Annotated in this window: 1 protein-coding gene; it reads left to right on the top strand. The window is 36.7% G+C overall.

The window, feature by feature from the left end; genetic code table 11:
* Nucleotides 1-270: CinA family protein (locus tag ACFIKE_RS11865; RefSeq protein ID WP_375650148.1), on the top strand; the 270-nt coding region annotated here is incomplete at its 5' end.
* Nucleotides 271-839 lie beyond the last annotated feature (569 nt).

The raw sequence follows: 839 nt of genomic DNA, 5'->3' as shown, positions 1-839 counted from the left end.
TATGGCGCCGTTTCAAAAGAAGTTGCTCTTGCAATGGCTGAGGGTGGATTAAAACATTCACAAGCTGACATTGCAGTTTCTGTAACAGGGATTGCTGGTCCAGGAGGTGCAAGTCTTAATAAACCTGTAGGACTTGTGCATTGCGCAGTTGCTTACAAAAATCACTCCCCCCTGCACAAAAAAATGCACTTTGCTCATCTTAATCGCAATGCTATCCGCCATGCAACTGTTGAAAATGTTTTTAAAATGATTCTGGAATTGCTCCACTGAATTCCCCATACCAATTTCAAAACTCTTTATTCTACATTGAGTCTATAATCATCTACATCTTGAAATTGAAAGACCTGAATAGCGTAAAGTTATCTCACTTCAATCCTGTGTAGGTTGAATTAATCAAATTTATTCACTTGCACGCCACAAGAGAAAAAACTGTATAAATAAAATGATTAAAGAAAGGGGCACTTGTACCTCTCTCTCAAGTGCTAAGAGCTGGCGCAACATCTTGAGAGATGGCAAATAAATGGTGCAGGATGACTTGTTCATAAACGTACAGATGTGGAGTTTATATGCTTTTACGAAGGATCTATACTATTTATTATGAGCACTATTATGAAATGGGTATGACGCAAGCATGTTCTATTTGGGCGTTCTGTTTAACGGATGTGCATCTATTTAAAAAGAGAGAAACAAAAGAGTGAAGCTGTACATCATCTTCATCATTTAAAGTGATATTCCTTCAATATGCTTTTGAAAGCTGAATTAAAAACAAATAGTAAAGATGGAAACCAGTTTTCACCTTCACGCCGTTATAAGCAATACGTATTGTTAAAAAATAACAG

Source organism: Bartonella sp. MU70NMGDW (assembly GCF_042194085.1).
GTDB lineage: Bacteria > Pseudomonadota > Alphaproteobacteria > Rhizobiales > Rhizobiaceae > Bartonella > Bartonella grahamii.
Note: the sequence above shows the minus strand (reverse complement) of the source record. Positions and strands in the feature narration are given on the sequence as shown.